The sequence below is a fragment of the Aeromonas sp. R4-1 genome (genome assembly GCF_040908325.1).
Lineage (GTDB): Bacteria > Pseudomonadota > Gammaproteobacteria > Enterobacterales > Aeromonadaceae > Aeromonas > Aeromonas veronii.
This window is the reverse complement of record NZ_JBFODM010000007.1, coordinates 1-4,952: the sequence shown is the minus strand read 5'-3', so window position 1 is coordinate 4,952 and position 4,952 is coordinate 1. Positions and strand designations below refer to the sequence as shown.

Genomic DNA, 4,952 nt, shown 5'->3' with positions numbered 1-4,952 from the left:
GGCATTTACGGGAGAAAAAATCGGCTCAAACATGAAGAAATGAAATGACTGCGTCAGCCGAGAAGAATTTCCCCGCTTATTCGCACCTTCCCTAGGTAACGATGGCTTAATATAAGCGTGACAACATTTAATAATGCGAATTACTCTTTTTTGGTCTTTCCTGTCGAGGTCGTTTGGCTTCCCCGCTCAAGGGGCTGCACGCGACATCTTTTGGACGAGAATGAGGCTGGATCCGGATGCCGCTGGAGGGTATGCTGGGTCTGGTGATGGTCTTGCACCATCCCACCAAGCGTACTGAAGTTGATGATTCGGATGGCATGCTGGCTCCCATGAGGAACCAACTGTCTGGGTAACATTTTTGGAGTTTGATGATGAGTAACAAAGAACATCACAACGGCAAAGATGCCAAGAAAAAACCGCAGATGTCACTGAAAGAGAAACGCGAAGCCAAACGTCAGAAAGCAGAACTGAAAAACGGCAGCGCAATGAAGTAACGCTCCCCTACTGCTGTTCCTTCGGAGCCAGTACAAAGCCAGCCCTTACCGGCTGGCTTTTATGTTTGTGGCTCACGGCGTGGCGCCGTAAGCCGCGAAAATCTGGTGATAACGACCATCCTGACGCATCGCCTCAAGGCGCTTATCAAACAGATTGCGGGCATCGGCCGTTCGGAAGGCAAAGTGATAGACGGTAGGCGGGAAGAGGTCTGCTTGCCTGACCTGATTGCGCTCGTAGTGCTCGCCTGCCTGGGCGGTGGCAATCAGCTGGTCGAGGTAGTAGTAGAACACCCGCTCCTCCAGTACGACTGCATCCACCCTGCCGCGCATTAGCTGATGTACCTGCACCTGCTGCTTGGCTACCTCCTCATAGTGGGGATTCTGGTTGGCCATGGTGGCGAACGCGCCCCCCAGAATGATCCTTGCCCGTTGAAAGGCGGTGACCCGTTTTGAATGCAGGTCGTCCAGAGTATTGATGTGGGTGCTGCGCAGGGTGAAGATCCGGTTATGGAAGGTGATAACGGGCTGGGTCAGAACGTGAGGATCAACCATACCGGGTCTGACGTTGATGATGGCATCCAGCTTTCCTGACTCGAACAGGCGGAAGGTACGCTCCAGCGGCAGAAATTCAAAGCTGGGCTCATAGCCGCTGCCAGCGAACGCTGCTTTCAACAGATCCAGCTCAATGCCGCGATTCTCGCCTTCGATGACATAAGGGGGGATGGCAAAGCTGACCCCGACCTTGAGTGGCTTTGCCTGCAACTGGCCGGAGAGCATGCTGGTCAGCATTAGCAATAAAGGGGTGAGCAGTTTCATTGCACTTTTCACAAAGCGCTCCTGTGGAGAATATCCATCACTGTAGGGGAGGCAGTCATAAAACGTCTCATCCCTTTCGGGGCTGAGTGCATAAAAAAAGACCCTGAGTTATCAGGGCCTTTTCAATATTCTGTTCCTAAAACGGGATATCGTCGTCGAAATCCATCGGCGGCTCGTTATATACCGGCGGCGCAGATTGCGGCTGCTGGGCAGGACGGCCATAACCGCCTTGTGGCTGCATGTTCTGCTGCGGAGCCGGTGCCGGGCGCTGCTGGTTCATCGGCTGCTGGGCAGGCATGCTCTGCTGCGGCTGACCCCAGTTACCCTGGGATTGGCCACCCATGTTCTGGCCCATACCCTGACCGCCTTGCGGACGACCACCCAGCATCTGCATCACGCCAGTGAAGCTGTCGACCAGCACTTCAGTGGTGTAGCGCTCTTGGCCGCTCTGATCCTGCCATTTGCGGGTTTGCAGTTTGCCTTCCACATAGACCTGGGAGCCCTTCTTCAGATACTCGCCAGCCACTTCGGCCAACTTGCCCATGAAGACGACGCGGTGCCATTCGGTACGCTCTTTCTGCTCACCGGTCTGCTTGTCGCGCCAGGTTTCGGAAGTAGCCAGAGTAATGTTGGTCACAGCACCGCCACTCGGCATGTAGCGTACTTCCGGGTCTTGCCCGAGGTTACCGATCAGAATGACTTTATTGATGCCTCGACTGGCCATAATCTCTCTTCCACCTTATTTACCGGCCAGGTCGAAACCTGGTCCAACACGACTAGATACCTGATTAGTTGCTGTGTGCGGGGCACAATGTCCCGCAGACGCATGTGACGGTCATAGTAACAGTTGCGAAGCGGATTGGCAGCATCCTTAACCTGCTTGATGTGCCAAAGGTAACTGTTGGCTCCTGCTGCAGTGATGGTCGGGTTGCAGCTGTTTCCGGCGTGTCCGGCATCACATTTCTGCCATATATTCCTGTTATGCTGGCCGATTGGCGAATTGGAATCGGTTTTTAAATCGACTAAAAACATATGGTTACGATATTTATGAGATCCATTCTCATACTTTTTTAATATTGTGCTCCCATACCTCCTTGGTAGACTCAGTCGGCCAGATTAGGTGGTTTACAGGTTCAAGGAAGAGCACACAATGAAAGCCGCATGCCCGATCGCACTGGTCACTGAAAATAATGTGCAGGCCAGCACATTTGCTGCATACCTCATCTCTCATTTGAGCCGTCCCGTCCAGCTAATCCACGAGATTAATCAGCTAGATAACCAGTGTGACGGCACGCTGTTTCTCATCGATCTCGACTATATCCGCTCTGGCCAGTCATTGGGCTGGAACCGGGCGATCTCCGAACGCTTTGGCATGGCGACCACCGTGCTGCTCAATGCTCCCACTGCGACGGATCGCGACCTGCTGCTGATGTGGCCGCAGATCTGCGGTCTGTTTTTCCGTCAGGATCCGCTCGACAGACTGGTTGCCGGGTTGCAGAAAATCCTGTTGGGCGAGTACTGGATGCCGCGCCACCTGCTGTGCGAGCTGGTCGAATACTATCGCCAGGGCAACAGTTATCTGCTGCGTAACGACACTCTGCTGACCGCCAGAGAGCAGGAGATCATCCGTTATCTGATGACGGGCGCCTCCAATGTCGAGATCGCCGACAGCCTGTTTGTCAGCGAGCACACCGTCAAATCCCACCTCTATAACGTCTTTAAAAAGCTGAATGTGAAGAACCGGATCCAGGCGGTGAGCTGGGCCAAAGAGTATCTCGATGCTCCGGACTCCCACTGATGAAAGCGTTCTCTCTTGCGTGTTGCCTCGCGCTGCTCTGGGGATGCACGAGCGTTGTGGCGGCCGAGGCTGATACACCGCTGGAGTCGGTGCAGCCGGAGCAGGAGAGTGATCGGCTGGATGTGGATGGTCTGGTACTGGATCGCACCTTTACCCGTTTCGGTCAGGGCTTTTATAACGAATTTACCCGGTTGCGCAGCGATGAAGACCCGGATGCCAGAGAGAATCTGACGATTCATGAGCGCCCGACAGCCCGCTGGGGCAGCCTGATCTGGATCACCCATAACCGGAAGGTGATTTTTAAAACCGCACTCTCTCCTGGCCGCAATCAGCAGGAGCAGAGCGCCAAACTGGCTTGGTCACAGGTCAGGCAGACCCTCGAACAGCAGAAGATCGCGACCCTGTTCATGGATACCTTCGATTTGGAACATGATGAACTATAAGGATATTTCTCATGCGTGCCCGGTTATGGCTAGTTGCAGCACTGATAGCGCCAACGCTCCATGCGTCGGAGCTTGTCTATCGCCCCGTCAACCCCAGCTTTGGGGGTAACCCTCTCAACAGCAGTCATCTGCTTGGCACCGCCAATGCGCAGAATGATTACAAGGATCCCGCCAGTGGCAGCGGTAGCAGCGGCACCTCGGCGCTGGATCGCCTGACCTCCAACCTGCAATCCCGCCTGATCAGCCAACTGCTGGCCGATATCGGCAAGGATGGCAGCCAGAGCGGCAGTCTGGTGACCGATGATTTTGCCATCAATGTGGTGGATGAAGATGGCACCCTGGTGGTTTCGATCACCGACCGGGTGACCAACCAGACCACCATGATCGAAGTGAATGGTCTGATTGCTGACTGAGGGCGCGATGAAACGACAACTGTTATTGATAGTGCCCCTGCTTGCGCTGGCTGGCTGTGCGACCCATATCGGCTCGCCCGTTGCCGATGAGAAGGCAACCCTGATGCCGCGATCCGTCTCTTACAAGGAGCTGATCAGTCTGCCCAAGCCAAAAGGGAAAATTGTCGCGGCCGTCTACGATTTTCGCGATCAGACCGGTCAGTACCTGCCTGCACCGGCCTCCAACTTCTCCACGGCAGTTACTCAGGGCGGGGTGGCTATGCTGAGCACGGCCTTGTGGGACTCTCAATGGTTTGTGCCGCTGGAGCGGGAAGGGCTGCAGAACCTGCTGACCGAGCGCAAGATTGTGCGGGCGGCCCAGAACAAGCCCAACGTTCCCGGCAACAATGCCAATCAACTGCCCTCGCTAGTTGCCGCCAACATCCTGATCGAGGGGGGGATCGTCGCCTATGACAGCAATGTACGAACCGGCGGGGCGGGGGCCAAGTATTTTGGCATCGGCGCCAGCGGGGAGTATCGGGTCGATCAGGTGACGGTCAATCTGCGCGCCGTCGATATCCGTTCAGGCCGGATCCTGAACAGTGTCACCACCTCCAAGACCGTATTGTCGCAACAGGTGCAGGCCGGGGTATTCCGTTTCGTCGAGTACAAGCGCCTGCTGGAGGCCGAGGCCGGTTTCAGCACCAATGAACCGGTACAGATGTGTGTCATGTCGGCTATCGAGTCCGGGGTGATCCGGCTAATAGCCAATGGCGTGCGGGACAATCTGTGGCAACTGGCTGACCAGCGGGATATCGACAATCCGATCCTGCAGGAGTACCTGCAAGACAATGCCCCGCTGCTTTGAGTTTTCCCACTCGCACAATGCCCTCCCAGGTGGAGGGCATTTTTTTGGCTATGTCCCAATTACGTGTTGCATGGGGCGCCCCAGCGCCTCATGCAAACATGCTTTGATATTTACGCCTTTTCCGTAACGCTCCAACATCCG

The 4,952-nt window shown here is 55.3% G+C and carries 7 protein-coding genes; 5 read left to right on the top strand and 2 right to left on the bottom strand.

The genetic code is table 11. The annotated features are described in order from the left end of the window. Window positions 1–368 precede the first annotated feature (368 nt). Window positions 369–494 (top strand): hypothetical protein, encoded by a 126-nt coding sequence (locus tag AB5Y90_RS00675; protein ID WP_019445191.1) that lies wholly within the window; start codon window positions 369–371, stop codon window positions 492–494. 72 nt (window positions 495–566) lie between these two features. On the opposite strand, the gene AB5Y90_RS00670 is transcribed toward AB5Y90_RS00675, so the two are convergent. Then, window positions 567–1,310, bottom strand: a complete 744-nt coding sequence (locus tag AB5Y90_RS00670) for an ABC transporter substrate-binding protein (RefSeq protein WP_206877654.1) — start codon at window positions 1,308–1,310, stop codon at window positions 567–569. Window positions 1,311–1,446: 136 nt separating this feature from the next. Further along, entirely contained in the window at window positions 1,447–2,034 is a 588-nt protein-coding gene (locus AB5Y90_RS00665; RefSeq protein WP_005340181.1) for a single-stranded DNA-binding protein, read from the bottom strand. Window positions 2,035–2,460: 426 nt separating this feature from the next. Between AB5Y90_RS00665 and AB5Y90_RS00660 the strand changes: the two genes are divergently transcribed. Genes AB5Y90_RS00660 through AB5Y90_RS00645 form a run of 4 tightly spaced genes read left to right on the top strand, consistent with a single transcriptional unit; the run spans window position 2,461 to window position 4,811 of the window. Then, entirely contained in the window at window positions 2,461–3,108 is a 648-nt protein-coding gene (locus AB5Y90_RS00660) for a LuxR C-terminal-related transcriptional regulator (RefSeq protein ID WP_042080923.1), read from the top strand. Between the two features lie 56 nt (window positions 3,109–3,164). Then, entirely contained in the window at window positions 3,165–3,551 is a 387-nt protein-coding gene (locus AB5Y90_RS00655; RefSeq protein ID WP_013723429.1) for a curli production assembly/transport protein CsgE, read from the top strand. An 11-nt stretch (window positions 3,552–3,562) separates the two neighbouring features. Next, the gene (locus AB5Y90_RS00650) at window positions 3,563–3,964 is read left to right on the top strand and encodes a curli assembly protein CsgF (protein WP_019445195.1); all 402 of its coding nucleotides are present in this window, start codon (window positions 3,563–3,565) and stop codon (window positions 3,962–3,964) included. A 7-nt stretch (window positions 3,965–3,971) separates the two neighbouring features. Further along, the gene (locus AB5Y90_RS00645) at window positions 3,972–4,811 is read left to right on the top strand and encodes a CsgG/HfaB family protein (RefSeq protein ID WP_005355003.1); all 840 of its coding nucleotides are present in this window, start codon (window positions 3,972–3,974) and stop codon (window positions 4,809–4,811) included. Window positions 4,812–4,952 lie beyond the last annotated feature (141 nt).

Excerpts from the sequence above, each read along its gene's own strand:
- AB5Y90_RS00665 (WP_005340181.1), bottom strand. The coding sequence starts at position 2,034 with ATGGCCAGTCGAGGCATCAATAAAGTCATTCTGATCGGTAACCTCGGG.
- AB5Y90_RS00670 (WP_206877654.1), bottom strand. The coding sequence starts at position 1,310 with ATGAAACTGCTCACCCCTTTATTGCTAATGCTGACCAGCATGCTCTCC.
- AB5Y90_RS00645 (WP_005355003.1), top strand. The coding sequence starts at position 3,972 with ATGAAACGACAACTGTTATTGATAGTGCCCCTGCTTGCGCTGGCTGGC.
- AB5Y90_RS00650 (WP_019445195.1), top strand. The coding sequence starts at position 3,563 with ATGCGTGCCCGGTTATGGCTAGTTGCAGCACTGATAGCGCCAACGCTC.
- AB5Y90_RS00660 (WP_042080923.1), top strand. The coding sequence starts at position 2,461 with ATGAAAGCCGCATGCCCGATCGCACTGGTCACTGAAAATAATGTGCAG.
- AB5Y90_RS00675 (WP_019445191.1), top strand. The coding sequence starts at position 369 with ATGATGAGTAACAAAGAACATCACAACGGCAAAGATGCCAAGAAAAAA.